26 protein-coding genes and 1 tRNA gene are annotated in these 21444 nt (G+C 48.9%); 12 read left to right on the top strand and 15 right to left on the bottom strand.

Translation table 11 applies throughout. From position 1 onward, the window contains the following. Positions 1-61: 61 nt before the first annotated feature. The 9 genes from FDW98_RS15720 to FDW98_RS15760 all read right to left on the bottom strand — a co-directional run bounded on the left by FDW98_RS15720 (position 62) and on the right by FDW98_RS15760 (position 5214). The gene (locus tag FDW98_RS15720; protein ID WP_100280098.1) at positions 62-304 is read right to left on the bottom strand and encodes a DNA-binding protein; all 243 of its coding nucleotides are present in this window, start codon (positions 302-304) and stop codon (positions 62-64) included. Positions 305-366: 62 nt separating this feature from the next. Further along, a complete protein-coding gene (locus tag FDW98_RS15725; RefSeq protein WP_110498436.1) occupies positions 367-732 on the bottom strand; it encodes a hypothetical protein in 366 nt (121 codons plus the stop codon). A 54-nt stretch (positions 733-786) separates the two neighbouring features. Then, entirely contained in the window at positions 787-1023 is a 237-nt protein-coding gene (locus tag FDW98_RS15730; protein ID WP_032667113.1) for a hypothetical protein, read from the bottom strand. Between the two features lie 50 nt (positions 1024-1073). Further along, positions 1074-1370: a hypothetical protein gene (locus FDW98_RS15735; RefSeq protein ID WP_016243654.1), complete on the bottom strand. Its 297-nt coding sequence runs from the start codon at positions 1368-1370 to the stop codon at positions 1074-1076. Positions 1371-1455: 85 nt separating this feature from the next. Continuing rightward, positions 1456-1773 (bottom strand): hypothetical protein, encoded by a 318-nt coding sequence (locus tag FDW98_RS15740; protein WP_137398881.1) that lies wholly within the window; start codon positions 1771-1773, stop codon positions 1456-1458. A 19-nt stretch (positions 1774-1792) separates the two neighbouring features. Continuing rightward, positions 1793-2005, bottom strand: a complete 213-nt coding sequence (locus FDW98_RS15745; RefSeq protein WP_016243656.1) for an AlpA family transcriptional regulator — start codon at positions 2003-2005, stop codon at positions 1793-1795. A gap of 169 nt (positions 2006-2174) precedes the next feature. Continuing rightward, positions 2175-3017 (bottom strand): DUF6387 family protein, encoded by an 843-nt coding sequence (locus tag FDW98_RS15750; RefSeq protein WP_032667114.1) that lies wholly within the window; start codon positions 3015-3017, stop codon positions 2175-2177. A 337-nt stretch (positions 3018-3354) separates the two neighbouring features. Then, a tRNA-Ser gene (locus tag FDW98_RS15755) sits at positions 3355-3442 on the bottom strand. 143 nt (positions 3443-3585) lie between these two features. Beyond that, entirely contained in the window at positions 3586-5214 is a 1629-nt protein-coding gene (locus tag FDW98_RS15760) for an ABC transporter substrate-binding protein (RefSeq protein WP_096757629.1), read from the bottom strand. A 271-nt stretch (positions 5215-5485) separates the two neighbouring features. Between FDW98_RS15760 and yccA the strand changes: the two genes are divergently transcribed. Together yccA and tusE are read left to right on the top strand one after the other, a co-directional pair. Further along, a complete protein-coding gene (gene yccA, locus FDW98_RS15765) occupies positions 5486-6145 on the top strand; it encodes an FtsH protease modulator YccA (RefSeq protein WP_096757630.1) in 660 nt (219 codons plus the stop codon). Between the two features lie 88 nt (positions 6146-6233). After that, complete coding sequence (gene tusE / locus FDW98_RS15770) at positions 6234-6563, top strand: sulfurtransferase TusE (protein ID WP_096757631.1); 330 nt, start codon at positions 6234-6236, stop codon at positions 6561-6563. On the opposite strand, the gene yccX is transcribed toward tusE, so the two are convergent. Continuing rightward, positions 6560-6841 carry an acylphosphatase gene (yccX, locus tag FDW98_RS15775; RefSeq protein ID WP_096757632.1) on the bottom strand — a complete coding sequence of 94 codons (282 nt, stop codon included), beginning with the start codon at positions 6839-6841 and terminating at the stop codon, positions 6560-6562. The two genes, tusE and yccX, sit on opposite strands and share 4 nt — an antisense overlap. Positions 6842-6935: 94 nt before the next feature. Here yccX and rlmI point away from each other — a divergent pair, with 94 nt between their 5' ends. Continuing rightward, a complete protein-coding gene (gene rlmI, locus FDW98_RS15780; protein ID WP_096757633.1) occupies positions 6936-8126 on the top strand; it encodes a 23S rRNA (cytosine(1962)-C(5))-methyltransferase RlmI in 1191 nt (396 codons plus the stop codon). Positions 8127-8183: 57 nt separating this feature from the next. Continuing rightward, complete coding sequence (gene hspQ / locus FDW98_RS15785) at positions 8184-8501, top strand: heat shock protein HspQ (protein WP_005123508.1); 318 nt, start codon at positions 8184-8186, stop codon at positions 8499-8501. A 49-nt stretch (positions 8502-8550) separates the two neighbouring features. On the opposite strand, the gene FDW98_RS15790 is transcribed toward hspQ, so the two are convergent. Continuing rightward, complete coding sequence (locus FDW98_RS15790; protein WP_096757634.1) at positions 8551-8964, bottom strand: CoA-binding protein; 414 nt, start codon at positions 8962-8964, stop codon at positions 8551-8553. A 172-nt stretch (positions 8965-9136) separates the two neighbouring features. On the opposite strand from FDW98_RS15790, the gene FDW98_RS15795 reads away from it, so the two are divergent. Next, on the top strand, positions 9137-9799 hold the full coding sequence (locus FDW98_RS15795) for a DUF2057 family protein (RefSeq protein WP_096757635.1): 663 nt from the start codon (positions 9137-9139) through the stop codon (positions 9797-9799). Between the two features lie 93 nt (positions 9800-9892). Further along, a complete protein-coding gene (mgsA, locus tag FDW98_RS15800; protein ID WP_096757636.1) occupies positions 9893-10351 on the top strand; it encodes a methylglyoxal synthase in 459 nt (152 codons plus the stop codon). Positions 10352-10382: 31 nt separating this feature from the next. Here the strand turns inward: mgsA and helD are convergent, their stop codons facing one another. Next, positions 10383-12437, bottom strand: coding sequence for a DNA helicase IV (helD, locus tag FDW98_RS15805; RefSeq protein ID WP_096757637.1), 2055 nt, complete (start codon positions 12435-12437; stop codon positions 10383-10385). Between the two features lie 125 nt (positions 12438-12562). On the opposite strand from helD, the gene FDW98_RS15810 reads away from it, so the two are divergent. Further along, positions 12563-13009 carry a YccF domain-containing protein gene (locus tag FDW98_RS15810; RefSeq protein ID WP_096757638.1) on the top strand — a complete coding sequence of 149 codons (447 nt, stop codon included), beginning with the start codon at positions 12563-12565 and terminating at the stop codon, positions 13007-13009. Positions 13010-13027: 18 nt separating this feature from the next. Next, positions 13028-15181, top strand: a complete 2154-nt coding sequence (gene yccS, locus FDW98_RS15815; protein WP_096759437.1) for a YccS family putative transporter — start codon at positions 13028-13030, stop codon at positions 15179-15181. Here the strand turns inward: yccS and FDW98_RS15820 are convergent. Next, entirely contained in the window at positions 15159-15773 is a 615-nt protein-coding gene (locus FDW98_RS15820) for a TfoX/Sxy family DNA transformation protein (RefSeq protein WP_096757639.1), read from the bottom strand. The two genes, yccS and FDW98_RS15820, sit on opposite strands and share 23 nt — an antisense overlap. Before the next feature lie 216 nt (positions 15774-15989). On the opposite strand from FDW98_RS15820, the gene sulA reads away from it, so the two are divergent. Next, a complete protein-coding gene (gene sulA, locus FDW98_RS15825; protein ID WP_096757640.1) occupies positions 15990-16499 on the top strand; it encodes an SOS-induced cell division inhibitor SulA in 510 nt (169 codons plus the stop codon). 355 nt (positions 16500-16854) lie between these two features. Continuing rightward, complete coding sequence (ompA, locus tag FDW98_RS15830; RefSeq protein WP_096759438.1) at positions 16855-17901, top strand: porin OmpA; 1047 nt, start codon at positions 16855-16857, stop codon at positions 17899-17901. A 98-nt stretch (positions 17902-17999) separates the two neighbouring features. Here ompA and matP read toward each other — a convergent pair whose 3' ends face one another. Next, entirely contained in the window at positions 18000-18452 is a 453-nt protein-coding gene (gene matP, locus FDW98_RS15835; RefSeq protein ID WP_096757641.1) for a macrodomain Ter protein MatP, read from the bottom strand. A 185-nt stretch (positions 18453-18637) separates the two neighbouring features. Between matP and FDW98_RS15840 the strand changes: the two genes are divergently transcribed. After that, entirely contained in the window at positions 18638-20398 is a 1761-nt protein-coding gene (locus FDW98_RS15840) for a Lon protease family protein (RefSeq protein ID WP_096757642.1), read from the top strand. Between the two features lie 68 nt (positions 20399-20466). Continuing rightward, complete coding sequence (gene fabA, locus FDW98_RS15845) at positions 20467-20985, top strand: bifunctional 3-hydroxydecanoyl-ACP dehydratase/trans-2-decenoyl-ACP isomerase (RefSeq protein WP_003035875.1); 519 nt, start codon at positions 20467-20469, stop codon at positions 20983-20985. An 85-nt stretch (positions 20986-21070) separates the two neighbouring features. Here fabA and rmf read toward each other — a convergent pair whose 3' ends face one another. Next, positions 21071-21238: a ribosome modulation factor gene (gene rmf, locus FDW98_RS15850; protein WP_003035871.1), complete on the bottom strand. Its 168-nt coding sequence runs from the start codon at positions 21236-21238 to the stop codon at positions 21071-21073. Between the last annotated feature and the right edge of the window lie 206 nt (positions 21239-21444).

The raw sequence follows: 21444 nt of genomic DNA on the forward strand, positions 1-21444 counted from the left end.
GGCAATCACAGATAAAACTTTAGTATTAAAAATCAAACACACACGATCTTGTTAATTGTCATTAACCTATAAGATCCTCCGGTGATACACGATCACGCCCCATTTTCTCAAGCAACTGTTGTAATCTCTTGGCTCTCAATTTCTGAGCCTTTTTCTCACCAATCTCCTGATAGTATTCTTCCCGGCGTTCCGCGACAACTTGGCGGAACTTCTTCAAAAGCTGTTCCAGTGTTTTCATATCTGTCGTCGCAGCTTCAGCTTGGATTTTTTTATACATATACATAACATGGAATTCATCAATCATATTGGTTATCTCCAGTTCATTACAGGATTATTTCCCTACACACGAGGGAATATTGCCATTTTTCAATACTGATTCACAGTCATTTTTAACTTCCAGTAAATACGCCCCTCAGCATCATCCGGTTTTATGTTTTTCAGTACAAGTTCAATAATATGCTCTTTATGCCAGTATAAAATCGTTTCCTTTAACTTATCCATGTTGATCTCAGATACATCTTTGCCTCTTCCACTTTTAACATAGTCTTCAACTTCACAGGTAATCAACACATCATAAAGTATCTCTGATAACATTTCCCCTGTTAAAATATTCATGGCTGTTTCAGGCTGTTTTTCAGAGATACTATAGATCGTTTCGCAATACCCCTGTAATACATTTGTGATAAAATCTACTACCATTTTATTACTTTCATTTAAAATAATCTCTTTCATACTGATTCCTTTTATTAAGTTAAACATTAGATACATATCGAGAAGGTATTAATACTATTTATTAGATACTATTTTGATGATTACAGAACCATATTCCACATCCATCTCATCATACAGTGTCTCATTTACATAACGATTTAAATCATCTAACAAGGTCTTATCATTCATGATTTCTTCGACAGAGCTACCTCTTAATGCGATAAATATATCCAAGCTCTCTTGGATAAGGTTCATCACTTTAGGTGTTTTTTCACATAACATACTTACGATTACTGTCATATCATTATTCATCTGTTTTTCCTTTTGTTTATAGTTAGCCCCTTCCGGGGCAAGATTAGTTCTTACTTTCTAAAGTTTTCTGAATACCCTACCAGTAAGGCTGCTACTTGTTCAAAGTTGACCTGATTAATATCACCACAGTTTCCTTCTTGCGTGGTAAATCTCTCAAAGTTATTCTGAATATGGTCAATCACATAAATAATAAATGGACTCATAAAATCCGGATCATCCAGATAGTCATTGGCATCTCCATCACCATTCACTTCCATGAACAGATTCCAGCTTGCTGTAAACGATCTACAAGCAAGATCATAAAACAGTTCTGTTGATTTATTTTCAATAACAGTTTCTTTAGACATACTTATATCCTCATAATTAAATGCTTATTTTATTCATTTCGTTTTATATTAGCCCCTTGCGGGGCCGAATAGATGACGACAGCGATTATGTATATAAAATATAGTGACTCATCACATGATGTATCTGCCTCAGGTTGACAAGCACTTCATCAAAATATACGTTTTTAATCGATGCTTTATATTTATTTTTTTTCAAGAACTCATTAAAATCTTTCTTACCATTCTCTATTATTGATTTTAAAACACCCTCCATATAACCATCGTCTTCAAGGTTATGATAGAATCTTTCCCCCATATACTCATGCATACATCGCAAATAGTAGTCATAGTCTTCCCCGCTTTTCAGAACAAAGTATTTTGTATCATCATTGCTAACATTTATTTCTATTTTTTGCACTTTCATTTTCGCTTCCTCTTTTATGTTATTTATTATTTTTGCGTGAATCTGAAATAGTATTTTCAATCCAAGCATCAATCTCACTTTCCACAAAGGCTACAGATCTTGCCCCTATGATTACCTTATCCGGGAATCGGCCTTCCTTAATAAGCTCATACATTGTGGTTCGACTAAATCCGACTCTTCTAAGAACTTCAGGAACACGGATTAATCTTTTACCTGCGATTTCATTTCTCATTTGTTTTTTCCTCTGTTGTTTCAACGAGGACAATAATAGCTAATTCGCTTATGGCGTTTTAGGGATGTTGGCAAAAGACTTTTTCGAAAAAAATGGGGGTAGGTGAACAGAAAAAAAATGGTTGAGGATGGATGTGATCACGTTCGCTCAGGGCGAACGTAACCCTTTTTTACTTATCTTCTTTCTTCTTCTCGTCTTTGACGTGATCTACAATTTTTGTGTCTTTTAATACATTGTTTTCCATCATGTAATCTTCAAACGATTTCAGATAGTTCTCATCTGTCAGCAACGCCATAGCCAGCGGATAGTCAGTCACCTTAAGCATTCCCTCATCCCTATCCTTCTCGCTGTTCTCATGAAGCAGCGATGACATCAGCGACAGTGAGATTTTGGTATCATTATTATCTGCCCCCCAAAAAATGAGATCCATCATAGGGATGAGTCGATAGTCGATGATTTTTCTCAACGTGCTTTTACCAAAACGATACTTCCGAACAGCCGGATCGTTCATTTTTAGCTGTTTTTTCCATTGGGGAATGAGCACCTTCAGGTGTTCGATGATATCTTCGGTTGAAGCCTCTTGCAGGAAGATATCGACAGTAATTGAGGACAGACTTTTGATGCCGGATTCCTTCAGGTACTCCGACATATATTCAGACTGACTTCTTTGGGATGTTTCAGGATGGGTTCCAATCAGAGTTAAACTTTTCGCATATAATTGTGCGTTGCTCCGGGTTACGGGGACCACTGCGTAAGTTCTGGCAAGCCCATGTCCTTGCGTGGACGTGTCGCCGCTAAAAAAAATTTCACCTCTGAGGATCTTATAGCGGTAATCATCTAATAAAAGTCTGTTCAGAGGCGGTAATGTATCCCGTTTCAGCAACATCTTGTAAGCCAAGATACGCCGCTCAACCTCAACATAGAATTGCTGAAGGGTGAGTTCCTTTATCGCTTCATACCGCTCTACATCAAACCATTCTTCCAATAGTTTCCTGAGTTCACTTCGTTTCATTACTGTGCTGTCCGTTTTACCATTTTTAGTTGTTTTAACTGACAGAACAACAGGTTGTCCAGTAATGGCGTAGGTCAGCTGAGCTTATTGCTGGTAGGTTCTTAAGATTGGTGTGAAATCATCCGTCGATTACTAAATTTCCGGAGGCTCCCTGCTATCGTATTTCTGCTTTTAAAGGGTTTTGTTGTACAGGAAGGGATGAAGACTGGATAAGTTTTTTGATGAAAAACAGGAATTTTAGATACAAAAAAAGCCCGTTTACACGGGCTTTTGATGCAATACTTTATGCAGTACAAAATCAAAACTAACTCTTAAGTTATTGATTCTGTTAAGAAATTGGCGGAAGCGTAGAGATTCGAACTCTAGAACCCTTTCGGGTCGCCGGTTTTCAAGACCGGTGCCTTCAACCGCTCGGCCACGCTTCCAATGAGGCGCACTATAAACATCCCGAACGGACCTGTAAAGCACCAATGTGTTCGTTTGCCTGAAAAACAGTCAAAATGTTGTTAATCGACTGAAATAACAACAGATTGAATGTTTATTCAGCACAAATATGCTCTTCTGCCACTTAGTGTTTTTTGATGAACATATCTTTGGTGTAGTAATAGCCCCGGTTATCCGGCGCAAATCCCCCTACCCACGGCTTCACCAGATGTGCGCGAACATAGTGATAAATCGGAATGGCTGGCACATCCTCAGCCAAAAGCGCTTCCGCCTGCTGATAATACTTGCCACGTTCTTCCACTGAACCTGCTTTCGCCGCATGACTCATCGCTTCATCATAGGCAGGGTTGCTGTACTGGGTCGTGTTCTCACTATCGCCGGTACGGAAAATATTCAGGAAGCTTGAAGCATCATCGTAATCAGCGATCCACGCATAGCGCACCACGTCAAAATTACCGGTGTGCATGGTGTCCAGCATCGTTTTCCACTCCTGGTTTTGCAGCTTCACCTCGACACCCAAATTTTTCTTCCACATCGACGATGCCGCAATCGCAATCCGCTGATGCGTTTCGAACGTGTTGTAGAGCAAATTTAATGAAAGCGGATGTTCAGGGCCAAAACCGGCTTCTGCCAGTAGTTTTTTCGCTTCCGCAATACGTTTATCCCGCGGCCATGACGCGTATTCTGGCGCGGATAACGTCACCCCGCCAATTTCAGGCTGGCTGATAACCCAGGCTTCCCGCTGCCCCTGCCCCATCACCTTTTGGGCAATGATGTCTTTATCCAGCGCCATATTCAGCGCCCGACGCACGCGCGAGTCGTTAAACGGCGCCCGGGTCGTATTAAACTGGTAGTAATAGGTTGATAACAACGGTGAGACGTGAAGCTCATTACCCATTGTTTTTTTCAACTGGGCAAACTGATTCACCGGCACGCTCAAAACAATATCGATTTCACCGGCCTTGTAGCGGTTAACATCTGCCGCTTCTGAGCTAATAGGCAGATAAGTGACTTTATCAATGACCGTGTGCGCGTTATCCCAGTAGTGCGTATTGCGCACCGCGACAATTCGCTCGTTCACCACCCACTGCGACAGTTCGTACGGCCCACTGCTGACAAAATGCTCTGGTCGGGTCCACTTGTCGCCATAACGGCCAATCAGTACCTTATCCAGCGGTACCAGTGACGGGTGCGCCAGCATAGCCAGAAACGCCGCCGTCGGTTGCGTCAGGGTAATTTCCAGCGTGGTATCATTCAGTGCTTTTACACCCAGCGTGGCGGGATCTTTTTTCCCCTGTGCGATATCGACAGCGTTGGCAATATGCATGTTGCCAGGGTAAGAGGCATACGGCGAAGCTGTTTGCGGTGAAACCAGACGCTGCCAGCTCCAGACAACATCCTGTGCGGTAATGGCAGAGCCATCAGACCAGGTAATGCCCGGTCGTAAATGAAAGGTCCAGACGGTGTTATCTTTATTCTCCCAGGATGCCGCCAGTCGAGGCTCGATAGCCCCATCCTGACTGACGGCAACCAGACCGTCGAACATATCGCTGATTAAAGTAAATTCAACGTTGCTTTCAACTTTATGTGGATCCAACGATGCAGGTTCACTCCCGTTATTTCTCACCAGTTCCTGTTTTTCGGCCAATGTTGTTCCTGCAGGAACATTGGCAGCCCATACCGCACCGTTTATCGATATCAAACAGGCGGTCAACAGCGAAAACGTAAATACCTTCGATTTTTGTTGAGTCATTCCCTGCACCTTATTGTTCTGTTTTATGATGACACCGCAGTCACTCTTAAAGGGATGTAGGGGATAACGCAATATTTTTCAGTCACCTGGCAGATATCGATCTGACATTTTCAAACATTAAGTGGTAACATCTGATTCAGGCACTTTTGCTGAAATAAAATGCTTAAGTCTGGCGGGTTAAAATGCGTAAAGATGGGTAAAACCGCTGTGTCATTACCCGCGATTTCATTATCCTCCGTCATTAATTACATCTGTCATAAGAGAGTGACTCATGGATCGTATTATTAGTTCATCGCGCGACCGTACATCGCTACTCAGCACGCATAAAGTGCTGCGTAATACCTATTTTCTGCTGAGCCTGACGCTGGCGTTTTCTGCCATCACCGCAACGGCTAGCACCGTGCTGATGCTGCCATCCCCGGGTCTTATCCTGACGCTGGTCGGTATGTATGGTCTGATGTTCCTGACCTATAAAACGGCAGATAAGCCGGTCGGTATTCTGTCAGCTTTCGCCTTCACTGGCTTCCTGGGCTACATTCTGGGACCGATGCTGAATGCCTACCTGTCTGCGGGCATGGGTGATGTCATCGGTATGGCGCTGGGCGGTACCGCGCTGGTATTTTTCAGCTGTTCTGCCTACGTGCTGACCACCCGTAAAGACATGTCCTTCCTCGGCGGTATGCTGATGGCGGGTATCGTGGTGGTGCTGATTGGTATGGTTGCCAATATTTTCCTCCAACTGCCGGCTCTGCATCTGGCTATCAGCGCGGTGTTTATTCTGATTTCTTCAGGCGCTATCCTGTTCGAAACCAGCAATATCATCCGTGGCGGTGAAACCAACTACATCCGTGCAACGGTCAGCCTGTATGTGTCGCTGTACAACATCTTCGTCAGCCTGCTGAGCATTCTGGGCTTCGCCAGCCGCGACTAAGTTGTCAACTCGCATTATCCAGCCCCGCTTATGCGGGGCTTTCTTTTTTGCTAAACTGCCGCCAGTTTGACTAACGCAGTGAAGGATTATGTTGATCTTTGAAGGTAGAGAAATCAGTACCGACAGCGAAGGCTATTTAAAAGACACGACCGAGTGGAGTGAGCCGCTGGCCGCTGCCATTGCCGAAAACGAAGGTATTACCCTGACGCCCGAGCATTGGGAAGTGGTGCGCTTTGTACGCGAGTTTTATCTGGAGTTTAATACGTCTCCGGCAATCCGCATGCTGGTAAAAGCAATGGCCAACAAGTTTGGCGAAGACAAAGGTAACAGCCGTTATCTTTACCGTCTGTTTCCGAAAGGTCCGGCTAAACAGGCAACCAAAATCGCGGGCCTGCCTAAACCGGTAAAATGTATTTAATAGCGGATACTAAATCCCTTTAAATCATCGCCAGGACGATGGGGTTCGCTGAGAATTCTGTCTACCCTGGCGCTACGCGGGCCCCCAGCCTTTAACCACCTCATCAGTTGTTCCACCTGGTCGCTTTCGCCGCAGGCGACAATCTCTACGCTACCGTCATCCATGTTCTTTGCGTATCCGGTTAATCCCAACCGTTGTGCTTCATGCTGAGTGGTGTAGCGAAAACCCACGCCCTGTACCCGGCCGTGAACCCAGGCAATGATGCAGACTTTAGACATTACGGTTCTCCTTATCATCGCGTTGCGCGTTGCAAATCCTCGAAAAACTCAGGACAATGGCGCCCATTTCTTTGAATCGACAGAATAGCAAATTATGAGTGTACGTTTAGTGTTAGCCAAAGGGCGCGAAAAATCATTACTTCGCCGCCATCCGTGGGTATTTTCCGGTGCCGTCGCCCGTATGGAAGGTAAAGCCAGTCTGGGTGAAACCATCGATATTGTTGACCATCAGGGTAAATGGTTAGCACGCGGAGCCTGGTCACCGGCGTCGCAGATCCGTGCACGCGTCTGGACATTCGACAAGTCCGAATCCATTGATATTGACTTCTTCACCCGCCGTTTGCAGCAAGCAAAGACGTGGCGCGACTGGCTGGCGAAGAAAGACGGCCTGGACAGCTACCGTCTGATCGCCGGAGAATCCGATGGCCTGCCGGGTATCACCATTGACCGTTTTGGTCGTTTCCTCGTCCTGCAACTGCTCAGCGCCGGGGCTGAATATCAGCGTGCCGCGCTGATTAGCGCCCTGCAAACGGTGTTCCCTGAATGCGCCATTTATGATCGCAGCGATGTTGCGGTACGTAAAAAAGAAGGTATGGAGCTGACCCAGGGTCCCGTCACGGGCGAACTGCCTCCGGCCCTGCTGCCGATTGAAGAACACGGCATGAAGCTGTTGGTCGATATTCAGCACGGTCATAAGACAGGTTACTACCTGGATCAGCGTGACAGCCGTCTGGCCACGCGTCGTTATGTACAAGACAAACGTGTCCTGAACTGTTTCTCCTATACCGGCGGTTTCGCGGTGTCTGCGCTGATGGGCGGATGCAGCCAGGTCGTCAGTGTTGATACCTCGCAGGAAGCGCTCGACATCGCCAGACAAAACGTCGAACTGAATAAGCTGGATCTGAGCAAAGCTGAATTTGTGCGCGATGACGTCTTTAAACTGCTGCGTGCCTATCGCGATCGCGGTGAGAAGTTTGATGTCATCGTGATGGATCCGCCGAAGTTTGTCGAAAACAAAAGCCAGCTAATGGGCGCCTGTCGTGGCTATAAGGACATCAATATGCTGGCTATCCAGCTACTGAATCCTGGCGGTGTACTGCTGACGTTCTCCTGCTCCGGACTGATGACGACCGATTTATTTCAGAAAATCATCGCTGATGCCGCATTAGATGCGGGTCGTGATGTACAATTTATAGAGCAGTTCCGTCAGGCCGCCGATCATCCGGTGATCGCTACCTACCCGGAAGGGCTGTATCTGAAAGGGTTTGCCTGTCGAATCATGTAACTTGAAAAGTGGAATATTGCCCTTACATAGAGGGTATCTATTTCCCGGGAGGTGACTATGATTGCCAGCAAATTCGGTATCGGCCAGCAGGTCCGCCATTCCCTGTTAGGTTACCTCGGAGTGGTCGTGGATATCGACCCGGAATATTCGCTTGATGACCCGTCACCTGATGAGTTGGCGGTTAACGACGAACTTCGCGCCGCTCCCTGGTATCACGTGGTGATGGAAGACGATAATGGCCTGCCAGTGCATACGTATCTGGCGGAAGCACAGTTGAGCAGTGAGCTACAGGAAGAACATCCTGAGCAACCATCGATGGATGAACTGGCACGGACCATCCGTAAACAGCTTCAGGCTCCACGCCTGCGCAACTGACTTTAGCAGTTGCCGGATGACGATAAACTCATCCGGCAACTGCTCATTTTTATTTCGCCAGCCCCAGTCTCGGGATCTCGATAGCCGGGCAGCGATCCATCACCACAGCCAGACCCGCATCACGCGCCAGCACCGCCGCCGGCTCATTGATCACGCCCAACTGCATCCATAATGTCTTTGCCCCGATGGCAATCGCCTCCTGCGCAACACCCCAGGCCGCTTCTGAATTACGGAAGACATCCACCATATCCACCTTCTCCGGCACATCCGCCAGCGTCGCATACCCTTGCTGTCCCAGTAACGTTTTCCCGGCAACCTTGGGGGAAACAGGAATAACGTGATAGCCCTGATCGAGCAAATATTTCATCACGCGATAGCTGGGGCGGTCGGGTTTATCGCTTGCCCCTACCAAAGCAATCGTGCGGGTGGATGTCAAAATGCCAGCAATATCGGTCTCTTTCATCATCTTCCTCCAGGCTGTTTTGCAAAGTGTACGACAAACCTGACGTTGCAACCATTCATCCCATACCAGCGCATGAGAGCTAAACTGGAAATTATGTCTATATGTTAGTAAACATGATTGTCGAAAACTTTTGATACATCTTACTCAGGTATTTTCTGGACAGGAGACCCCTATGAGAGCCGGCATTGTGACAGCCTTGATTGCCCTGTGTTTGCCGGTATCCGTTTATGCGACCTCACTGCGTCTGTCAAGCGACATTGACCTGCTGGTACTGGACGGAAAAAAAGTCTCCAGCTCATTGTTGCGCGGTGCCGAAAGCATTGAGCTGGAAAATGGTCGGCATCAGCTGGTTTTTCGCGTCGAGAAAACCATTCGCCTGTCCAGCCATGAAGAACGGCTGTATATCTCTCCCCCGTTGGTCATCAGCTTCGATACCCAATTAGTCAGTCAGGTTAATTTTCATCTTCCGCGTTTGGGCAATGAGCGTGACGCGGCACATTTCGATGAAACCCCGCGCGTAGAACTGTTGGATGGTGACGCCATGCCGATTCCGGTCAAGCTGGATGTAATGACCATCACATCCACCGCAAAGACCGTTGATTATGAACTGGAGACCGAACGCTACAACAAAGCGGCTAAGCATGCTTCATTACCACAATTTGCCACCATGATGGCCGATGACAGTTCGTTACTCTCCGGGGTTTCTGAACTGGATCGGGTGCCGCCTCAATCGCAAGCGCTCACCGAGCAGAGGTTAAAATATTGGTTTCAGCAGGCCGACGCGCAAACCCGAAGTAACTTCCTGCAATGGGCAGAGAAGCAGCCCCCCTCATGACATTTATGTCCACGTACGCATTTTTTTTGTCTTTCTCTTGCAGCGTCAAGTGCTTCCAGTACTCTGTAGCAAGGTTAACTTGGGAGCGGTACTATGGAATTGACGACTCGCACATTGCCAGCGCGCAAGCATATTGCGCTGGTTGCACACGATCACTGTAAAAAGATGTTGATGAACTGGGTTGAACGCCACCAGCCACTGCTGGAAAAACACGTTCTCTATGCGACAGGCACCACGGGTAATTTAATCCAGCGCGCGACCGGTATGGACGTTAACGCTATGCTAAGCGGCCCGATGGGCGGCGACCAGCAGGTGGGAGCGCTGATCTCTGAAGGGAAAATTGATGTGCTGATCTTCTTTTGGGATCCGCTCAATGCCGTGCCTCACGATCCTGATGTCAAAGCCCTTCTGCGCCTGGCAACGGTGTGGAATATTCCGGTAGCGACCAACGTGTCGACGGCCGACTTTATTATCCAGTCGCCGAATTTCAGCGACGAGACGGAGATCCTGATCCCCGATTACGCTCGCTACCTGGCTGAGCGCCTCAAATAATAGCCTGACAGGCGGCTGTCGCCGCCTGCTTTCAAGGTTTACGGCTAACTGGCACATCCCGCTGTTTAAGCTCATCGACAAAACACGACGGCGCATCTTTATTAAACAGCAGCCATACCCGATGCCGTGCACGCGTAAGCGCCACGTAAAGCAAGCGTCTCTCTTCTGCATCAGGAAAATCTTCTACCGCCGGCAGCAGCGCCTCCTCCATAATTGACTCGCGGGCCGGTGCCGGGAAACCATCATTACCGTCATGAAGCCCGACAATAATGACGTAATCCGCCTGCTGCCCTTTACTGGCATGGATACTCATAAACTCAAGCTGTAGCTTGGGCCAACGGGTCGCCGCCTTCTCCAGACTGGCTGGTTTCAGATGATGATAGCGCGCCAGTACCAGAATTCGCTCCTCGGCTTTCGCAAAACCAGACAGCTTATCCAGCAGCGCATCCAGCTGGCTTTCATCCAACAGCGTCACCGCTTTTTTGTCACCAACCGTCAGGCTGTTAAGCGGTTTTGCAAGCTGATGCGGGTTTTGCTGAATAAAACCGTTGGCTACCTCTCCAATACGGCTATTGAAGCGGTAAGTGGTATCCAAATCGCAGCGATCGCCCTCGCCAAAGGTGTGATGGAAGGCAGTAGTTAACGAAAGCTGTGCGCCACTAAAGCGATAAATAGCCTGCCAATCGTCTCCTACAGCAAACAAGGTGGTCTGTGAATTTTGCTGTCGCAACGCAGCCAGCAACGCTGCGCGCTGGGGGGAAATATCCTGAAACTCATCAACCAGAATATGTTTCCACGGGCTGATAAAACGCCCCTTTTCCAGAATGACGATAGCCTGATGAATTAGCCCGGAAAAATCAACGGCGTTTTCTTCTTTCAGGGCGCTCTTCCATGCCTTAAGCAACGGCGCCATGAGCTTGATACGTTTACTGAATAGATCGCGAATGTCCTCCGGCGCATTGGCAATCATTTCCGCTTGCGCCCCCCCGTGCATACGCATCAGGCTAACCCAACGATCCAGTCTCGGGGCCAGGCGACGCTGCAGTTTTTCATCATCCCAAAAATTACCTTCAGGTACTGACCACTGCATCTCTTCTTCTAACCATTGCCGCCAGCCTTTGGCCTGCGCCTTTTTCTCACTACACTGCTGACGCCAGGCGGTAATAAAAAGTTTATGGCGCGCGGGGGTATCGTTTTCAAGCTTGCTTACCGTTGGGACCTTTTTACTGCCCTGCTGAATGATGTGCAGCGCCAGCGAGTGGAACGTCCGGGCGGTGATGTCTTCTGTATGCAGTCGCTCACGAATCCGCTCATCCATTTCCTCGGCCGCTTTGCGACCAAACGCCAGCAGCAGAATTTGTTCGGCCACCGCGTCTCCCTTTGCCAGTAGCCAACCTGCACGTGCCACCAGCACAGATGTTTTGCCACTTCCCGCCCCCGCAAGCACGAGTAACGATTGCTCACCGTTAACCACCGCCCGGGCCTGAGCCGGATTCAGCGGCGAAGATTCAATCTGCTGGAAGAACTCGGCGTGCTCTGTCAGCATTGCGTCGGTATAGGCTTGATTATGCTGTAACCGGCAGGCTTCAATATCCTGCAACCATGCCTGACACTGGCGTATTGCCTCGCGACAGTTGTCAAACTCCTCCAACCTTTCAACCGGCAACGGCAGCGCCGCGAAAGCGCGACGGATTTGCTGTTGCAGGCCTGCCGTTTGGTTGCGTGTCAGCCATTTATTTTCATGGGTACGGGCCGCAATCGTCTCGAGCTGCTCCTGCAAAACCGTGGCGGCGACCTCGCTCATTTCCTGGCTCCACTGCTGCCAAAGCATGCTGAGATGGCGATGAAAACGCTGAGTTTCTGCCCATTCCGTCCCATGCAGTCGCACAACCTTATCGCCCGGGAGCACAAATTCGAGTTCCCCCCATACGAGGCCCCGTTTGCAATGAATAGCCAGTAATTGATTGAATGGAATAAGATACTCGTGACGATCGCCGGAAACTTTAATCCCGGCATTAAGAATAACGGCCCGATCGTACGGGTGTTGCGCCAGACGTTTTCCAATAGAAGTAGCTTTCAGTTCCATAAGGCTTAAGCGGATCCACACGAAGAGGTTTACTTATCAGTGTAACCGCCAGAGAAAACGTGCTCCAGCCCAAAAAAACGTTACAATTGCCGAATTCACCAAAAACCAGAGTTAACCGAGAGTTTATGCGTACAGTTCTGAATATTTTAAATTTTGTGCTTGGGGGGTTCGCCACCACCTTAGCCTGGTTACTGGCAACGCTGGTCAGTATCGTGCTTATTTTTACCCTGCCATTAACCCGCTCATGCTGGGAGATAACGCGCCTTTCTCTGTTTCCCTATGGCAACGAAGCCATTCATGTTGATGAACTCAACCCGGCAGGTAAAAATGTTCTTCTGAACACCGGCGGAACATTACTGAATATTTTTTGGCTGATTTTCTTCGGCTGGTGGCTGTGCCTGATGCATATTGTCTCCGGTATTGCCCAGTGCATCACGATTATTGGTATTCCGGTGGGGATTGCTAACTTTAAGATTGCCGCAATTGCACTCTGGCCCGTCGGTCGCCGCGTGGTCTCGGTAGAAACTGCCCGCGCAGCACGTGAAGCCAATGCGCGTCGCCGCTTTGAATAACCAGGACTGATGGCCTTTATGTTAAGTCCTCTGCTCAAACGCTATACCTGGAACAGCACCTGGCTGTACTACGTGCGAATTTTTATCGCACTTTGTGGCACCACCGCGCTGCCCTGGTGGCTGGGCGACGTCAAGCTGACTATCCCGCTGACGCTGGGCATGGTGGCCGCCGCGTTAACCGACCTCGACGATCGTCTAGCTGGTCGCTTGCGCAATTTGATCATTACGCTGATCTGTTTTTTTATTGCCTCAGCGTCCGTCGAGCTTCTCTTCCCATGGCCGTGGCTGTTTGCCATTGGATTAACGCTTTCGACCAGCGGCTTTATTCTGCTTGGCGGATTAGGTCAGCGCTATGCGACGATCGCCTTCGGCGCATTGCTTATCGCGATTTACACCATGCTGGGCACGTCATTGTACGATCAGTGGTATCAGCAGCCGATACTACTGCTCGCCGGGGCTATCTGGTACAACCTGCTGACATTGACCGGACATCTCCTGTTCCCAATCCGTCCATTGCAGGATAATTTGGCGCGCAGCTATGAGCAGTTAGCGCACTATCTGGAACTGAAATCCCGTCTGTTTGATCCCGACATTGAAGATGAAAGCCAGGCACCGCTCTACGATTTAGCGCTGGCCAACGGGCAACTGATGGCGACGCTAAACCAAACCAAAGTGTCGTTGCTGACCCGCCTGCGCGGCGACCGTGGGCAACGGGGAACGCGCCGCACGTTACACTACTATTTTGTGGCGCAGGATATACACGAACGCGCAAGCTCTTCCCATATTCAATACCAAACGCTACGCGATCACTTCCGTCACAGCGACGTGATGTTTCGCTTCCAGCGCCTGATGTCTATGCAGGGGCAAGCCTGTATGCAGCTGTCACGCTGTATTTTATTGCGCACACCCTACCAACATGACCCACATTTTGAGCGCGTTTTCACCCATATCGATGCCGCACTTGAGCGCATGCGTGTTAACGGTGCGCCCGCAGACTTGCTTAAAACATTGGGATTTTTGCTTGCTAACCTGCGTGCTATCGACGCGCAATTGGCAACAATTGAGTCCGAGCAGGCGCAGGTCATTTCGCGCAATGAGTCCGAAAATCAGCTTGCCGATGACAGCCCACATGGGTTCAGCGATATCTGGTTGCGTCTGAGCCGTAACTTCACCCCCGAGTCAGCCCTATTTCGCCATGCTATCCGCATGTCGTTGGTGCTCTGTGTCGGATACGCCATCATCCAGATAACCGGTATGAACCATGGATACTGGATCCTGCTAACCAGTCTGTTTGTCTGTCAGCCAAACTACAACGCCACCCGACATCGCCTGGCCCTGAGAATTATTGGTACCTTAGTCGGAATAGCGATTGGTTTACCCATCCTGTGGTTTGTCCCCTCTCTGGAAGGGCAGCTCATCCTGTTGGTGATTACCGGCGTGCTCTTTTTCGCCTTTCGCAACGTACAGTATGCCCATGCGACCATATTTATCACCCTGCTGGTATTATTATGCTTTAACCTGCTGGGAGAAGGGTTCGAGGTCGCACTGCCGCGAGTCATCGATACGCTGATCGGCTGTGCGATTGCCTGGGCTGCCGTCAGTTTTATCTGGCCAGACTGGCGTTTTCGTAATTTACCACGGGTCATCGAACGAGCAACGGATGCTAACTGCCGCTATCTGGACGCTATCCTTGAGCAATATCATCAGGGCCGTGATAACCGTCTGGCATACCGAATTGCCCGCCGTGACGCACATAACCGTGATGCGGAGCTTGCTTCCGTGGTGTCGAACATGTCGAGTGAACCAGATGTTACAGCCCAAACGCGCGAAATGGCATTCCGTTTGCTGTGCCTCAACCATACCTTCACCAGCTATATTTCCGCCCTCGGCGCTCACCGGGAACAGCTGACTAACCCGGAAGTCCTGGCATTACTGGACGACGCGGTCTGCTATGTTGATGATGCGCTTCATCATCAACCCGCTGACGAGCAGCGCGTATATCAGGCTCTGGAAAGTCTTAAACAACGGATTCAGCATCTTGAACCGAGCCAGGACACCAAAGAACCGCTGGTCGTACAACAGGTTGGATTATTGATTGCGCTGTTACCAGAAATCAGTCGGTTACAGCAACAAATCGCGGCATTACCCATTAGTAACCCGGTTCAGGCTTAAGTGAACTCACCCACTCAACCAACTCCCGGCGGCGAACCGTCGGGAGTGCAGCTTCATGTATCCCACTGATTGCGCCCTCAAGCGCATAAAGAATTTTCACTGTCAGCGATGGGTTAATTTGCAAAAGCTTTAGCCAACACATTTGAGCACCCAGGGTGCGTAATGTACCCTCATCTTTAATCCCGGCTTCACTCAGTAGGGTCTCCAGATGAAAGGAAATGTTCGGCAGTTCCCGTAACCGGTGTTGCGAAACACGCGTCTGTTTTTCTTTAACTGCGGCATCCAGAGAATATCGTGATAAAGACACCAACTGCGGATGGTTTCGCCACAGCGCATCATTAACTTGATAATAGTTGAGTATCACGGGACGTCCGCGTTTCATAAACGTCAACCAGACCGGGGAATGTTTTACACAGTACTGTACGCTTTGCTCGCATGCCCGAAGATATAACTCACCGTTGGCGACCATGGCAAAGACCGTCTCCCCCACCGTCAGGCTATAGCTACCAAACAGAGATCGATAGCGAATTGTACCCAAAGAGGCCAAATATTCTTGTGATTTATAGATCCTGGCATAAGAAAGATTTTTCATAAAAGTCCTTTTAAATCATAATGTAATAGAATGATTAGCAGTAATAGATCCGTTAATGACGACCATAGGCAACTTACTCTCATGGGGCAAGATGAATTTTGTTTTTCGCGTCACGACGATTAAAAATTGCGAGTCTGTTTCCGAAAATAAGGTTGATCTTTAGTGATAGCAGGGTTACTGTATATCCATACAGTAACTCACAGGGCTGGATTGATTATGTACACTTCAGGCTACGCAAATCGTTCTTCGTCGTTCTCTTCAACATCAAGCAATAGTGCGCGCGTTTCTTCAGAAAATGCGACTGCCGGGCTTATCAGTGAAGTGGTCTATCGCGAGGACCAGCCCATGATGACGCAATTACTGCTATTACCCCTGCTTCAGCAGTTAGGACAGCAATCACGCTGGCAGCTCTGGCTTACGCCACAACAAAAGCTGAGCCGTGAATGGGTGCAATCAGCGGGGCTTCCATTAACGAAAGTTATGCAAATTAGTCAACTCTCTCCCTGCCACACGTTAGAATCGATGGTTCGCGCGCTGCGCACCGGCAATTACAGCGTGGTTATCGGCTGGCTGACTGAAGAATTAACAGAAGATGAACATGCAGAACTGGTGAAAGCTGCAGATGAAGGGAATGCAATGGGATTTATTATGCGTCCTGTTCGCGCTCAGGCACTTGCGGGGAGACAGCATTCCGGGCTAAAAATTCACTCGAATTTGTATCATTAAGTAAAATTAGGATTAATCCTGGAATTTTTTTTCATCCCTCAATCAGCCATTGAGATATAACGCATATTTTGTGTGAACGCCTGCCAGAAGCGGTTTTAGAGAAGTTTTGAGTTCAATTAATCAGCCATAAATGTTAAATATTGTGTATACAAGCCTTTTTTTTTCATATGCCTGACAGAGTTCACACTTGTAAGTTTTCAACTACGTTGTAGACTTTACATCGCCAGGGGTGCTCGGCTTAAGCCGCAGATATCGGTAGAGTAACTATTGAACTGGTCCCCGGGTGAAGGATTTAACCGTGTTATCTCTCTGGAGATAGTCATGGCGAATTTTGGATGATAACGAGGCGCAAAAAATGAAAAAGACAGCTATCGCAATTGCAGTGGCACTGGCTGGTTTCGCTACCGTGGCGCAGGCCGCTCCGAAAGATAACACCTGGTACACCGGTGCTAAACTGGGTTGGTCTCAGTTCCATGATATTGGTAACAACCAGATCAACAACAACGGTTCGACCCACGAAAGCCAACTGGGTGCTGGTGCGTTCGGTGGTTACCAGGTTAACCCGTACGTTGGCTTTGAAATGGGTTACGACTGGTTAGGTCGTATGCCGTACAAAGGCAGCGAGCAGAATGGCGCTTTCAAAGCTCAGGGCGTTCAGCTGACCGCTAAACTGGGTTACCCAATCACTGACGATCTGGACGTTTATACCCGTCTGGGTGGTATGGTTTGGCGTGCTGACGCTAAAAACAACACTGGCTTCAAAGACCACGACACTGGCGTATCCCCAGTATTCGCTGGCGGCGTAGAGTATGCAATTACTCCTGAAATCGCTACCCGTCTGGAATACCAGTGGACCAACAACATCGGTGACGCGAACACCGTTGGTGGTCGTCCGGATAACGGCCTGTTGAGCGTTGGTGTTTCTTACCGTTTCGGCCAGCAGGAAGAAGCAGCTCCAGTAGTTGTCGCTCCGGCTCCGGCTCCAGAAGTACAGACCAAGCACTTCACTCTGAAGTCTGACGTTCTGTTCAACTTCAACAAAGCGACTCTGAAACCAGAAGGCCAGCAGGCTCTGGATCAGATGTACAGCCAGCTGAGCAACCTGGATCCGAAAGACGGTTCCGTTGTGGTTCTGGGCTTCACTGACCGTATCGGTTCTGACGCTTACAACCAGAGCCTGTCTGAGAAACGTGCTCAGTCCGTTGTTGATTACCTGATCTCTAAAGGTATTCCTTCTGACAAAATCTCTGCACGTGGCATGGGCGAATCTAACCCAGTTACTGGCAACACCTGTGACAACGTGAAAGCTCGCGCTGCACTGATCGACTGCCTGGCTCCGGATCGTCGTGTTGAGATCGAAGTTAAAGGCATCAAAGACGTTGTAACTCAGCCTCAGGCTTAAGTTCTCGTCTAATAAAAAACCCCGCGATGCGGGGTTTTTTTTCACCTGTGGTTCACCATAAAAACGTGGGTGCTCAGCACACCGAAGCCGACATCAGGCTATTCTTTTCCCAGCAGCGCTTGTAAATCCTGCTTCAATGTGGACATTTTGTTCGCGTACTTCTCTTTATGCTCGGCGTCTTCAATCAGCTGCACGATGGTTTCAGAAAGCGTTTTTCCACGCCGCTGCGCAAGCCCTGCTAAGCGCTGCCAGACCATGAACTCCAGATCGATAGATTTCTTACGCGTATGCTGATGCTCTGCATTAAAGTGCCGCTTACGCCTCGCGCGTATGGTTTGCTTCATACGATTTTGCAGCGCGGCATTCATGTGTTCTTCAATCCAGGTATTCACCCGAACCGGTTCATTTTCGAGGGTTAGCAATAAATCAACGGCTTCTTCGGCAGCGCTGGCTTCCACGTAACGGGTAATCAACTCCCCTTCACGATGCTTTTTCACCAGATACTTCCATTTCCAGCCGCTTTCAAGATTTTCAAGTTGTTGATATTTCATTGCGATCTCAATGTTACCGTGTAACTCTTATCAGAATATCAGCTTTTTGGGCATCTGAAGAAAAGAATATCCAGCCTGTGAACTGTCGCGCGTCATCATCCCCGTTTAGCGGTGCATTCCACGTGTGCAGTGCTGACGGTTACGGTATAATCTCGTTTTTTACAACAGACTAAAAAACATCAACTTTGACCATTACGAAACTTGCATGGCGTGATCTGGTTCCTGATACTGACAGTTATCAGGAAATATTTGCACAGCCGCACGTCACTGACGAAACCGATACCTTACTCAGTGATACTCAACCACGCTTACAATTTGCGCTTGAGCAACTGCTTCAGCAATGGGCGACGTCCTCCTTTATGCTGGTGAAAGCGCCGGAAGAGCTTGAGTATCTCAATCTTATCGCCACGGCTGCGCGCTCATTACATACGGATGCCGGAAGCTTAACCGGAGGTCATTACGACATCTCTGGGCACACGATCCGTTACCGTACAGCACAGCACGCAGAAGACAATTTTGCGACCTTAACTCAGGTAGTCAATGCTGACTGGGTTGAAGCCGAACAACTGTTTGGCTGTTTGCGTCAGTTCAATGGTGAAATTGCGCTGCAACCGGGACTGGTGCATCAGGCAAACGGGGGCGTGCTGGTTATCTCATTACGCACCCTATTGGCTCAACCCCTGCTGTGGATGCGCCTGAAAGCCATTGTCAGCCACGAGCGCTTTGACTGGGTAGCTTTCGACGAATCTCGTCCACTTCCTGTCTCCGTACCGTCTATGCCGCTGAAACTGAAAGTGGTGTTAGTCGGTGAGCGTGAGTCGCTGGCCGATTTCCAGGAAATGGAACCAGAATTAGCTGAACAGGCAATTTACAGCGAGTTTGAAGATAATCTGCAGATAGTGGATGTTGAAACCATGACCCAGTGGTGTCAGTGGGTCACGCATACCGCCATACGCAACAATCTTCCCTTTCCCGCCCCTGACGCCTGGCAAACGCTGGTGCGTGAGGCCGTTCGTTATACCGGCGATCAGGCGACATTACCGCTTAATCCGCTGTGGATCATCCGCCAGTTCAAGGAAGTGGCCCCCCTTTGTGAAGGCGAAACCTGCAGCGCAGAACAGCTGGGTCTGATGCTGGCGCAACGCGAATGGCGGGAAGGTTTCCTGGCCGAACGCATGCAGGATGAAATCCTGCAAGAGCAGATCCTTATCGAGACGGAAGGCGAGCAAATTGGACAAATAAACGCGCTGTCGGTGATTGAGTTTCCAGGGCATCCTCGCGCGTTTGGTGAACCTTCTCGTATCAGCTGCGTTGTGCATATTGGCGATGGCGAATTTACCGATGTTGAGCGTAAAGCCGAACTGGGCGGAAATATTCATGCCAAGGGTATGATGATCATGCAGGCGTTCCTGATGTCGGAACTGCAGCTCGAACAGCAAATCCCCTTCTCTGCCTCGCTAACCTTCGAGCAATCCTACAGCGAAGTAGATGGAGACAGTGCATCCATGGCTGAACTGTGCGCATTAATTAGCGCCCTTGCCGATGTTCCTGTCAATCAAAGCATCGCGATTACCGGTTCTGTCGATCAGTTTGGCCGGGCGCAACCTGTCGGTGGCCTGAACGAGAAAATTGAAGGTTTCTTCACTATCTGCCAGCAGCGTGAATTAACCGGTACGCAGGGCGTGATTATCCCTTCAGCCAACGTCAGGCACCTGAGCCTGCCGCCAGCCCTGTTACAGGCCGTTGAAGAAGAGAAGTTCACTATTTGGGCGGTGGATGACGTGACCGATGCGTTGCCACTGTTGTTAAATTTGGTGTGGGATGGCGAAGGCCAAACAACGTTGATGCAAACTATCCAGGAGCGTATTGCTGCGGCAACGCAACAGGAAGGTCGTCACCGTTTTCCATGGCCGCTGCGTTGGCTGAACTGGATTATTCCGAACTGATCGGACTTGTTCAGCGTACACGTGTTAGCTATCCTGCGTGCTTCAATAAGATAAGGCTTACAGAGAACATGGTAGATAAACGCGAATCCTATACAAAAGAAGACCTTCTTGCCTCTGGTCGCGGTGAGCTGTTTGGCGCAAAAGGCCCACAACTGCCTGCACCAAGCATGCTGATGATGGACCGTGTCATCAAGATGACCGAAACCGGTGGCAACTTTGACAAAGGTTATGTTGAAGCTGAACTGGATATCAACCCGGACCTGTGGTTCTTCGGTTGCCATTTTATTGGCGATCCGGTGATGCCAGGCTGCCTGGGTCTGGATGCCATGTGGCAGCTGGTTGGATTCTATCTCGGCTGGCTCGGTGGTGAAGGTAAAGGCCGCGCACTGGGCGTGGGTGAAGTAAAATTCACCGGTCAGGTTCTGCCGACCGCGAAGAAAGTCACTTACCGCATTCACTTCAAACGTATCGTTAACCGCCGCCTGATCATGGGCCTGGCCGATGGTGAAGTGCTGGTTGATGGTCGTCTGATCTACACGGCGAACGATCTGAAAGTAGGCCTTTTCCAGGATACGTCTGCGTTCTAATTGCGGACATCTGTTAGCCTGATAAGACGCTACAAAAGGCGAAACCTCCGCAATGCGGAGGTTTCTTTTATCTAAAGAGACAGAATCAGGCCATTAACACCCTATCCCCCATGGCTTCTCGCCAGCCTCCCAGCCAGTATGACCTTTGATTCAGCGTCTGATAGGGACACATTTCTTTTGAGCGTCCGGCGATGCCGGCCTGATATCCACGTTGATGTGCCCGTTCCAGGCGATCTCGTTTTTGTCTCTTCATGCCTCGTTTCCCTCATCTTTGGGTCTGGTGGAAAAGAAAACAGTGATTACTAAGTGTGCAATCACACTAAACGAATACCCCGAAACATCTGACTCGTCAATGCGCAAAATTCACGCCAGTGTCATATTTGTGAGCTACCCGGTAAATCATCTATACAAAAATCATGAGTCAGAACAGTTATATCAATCGCGAAAAAAATAAAAAAA

It is taken from the genome of Citrobacter sp. wls711 (assembly GCF_005281055.1).
Taxonomy (GTDB): Bacteria; Pseudomonadota; Gammaproteobacteria; order Enterobacterales; family Enterobacteriaceae; genus Citrobacter; species Citrobacter gillenii.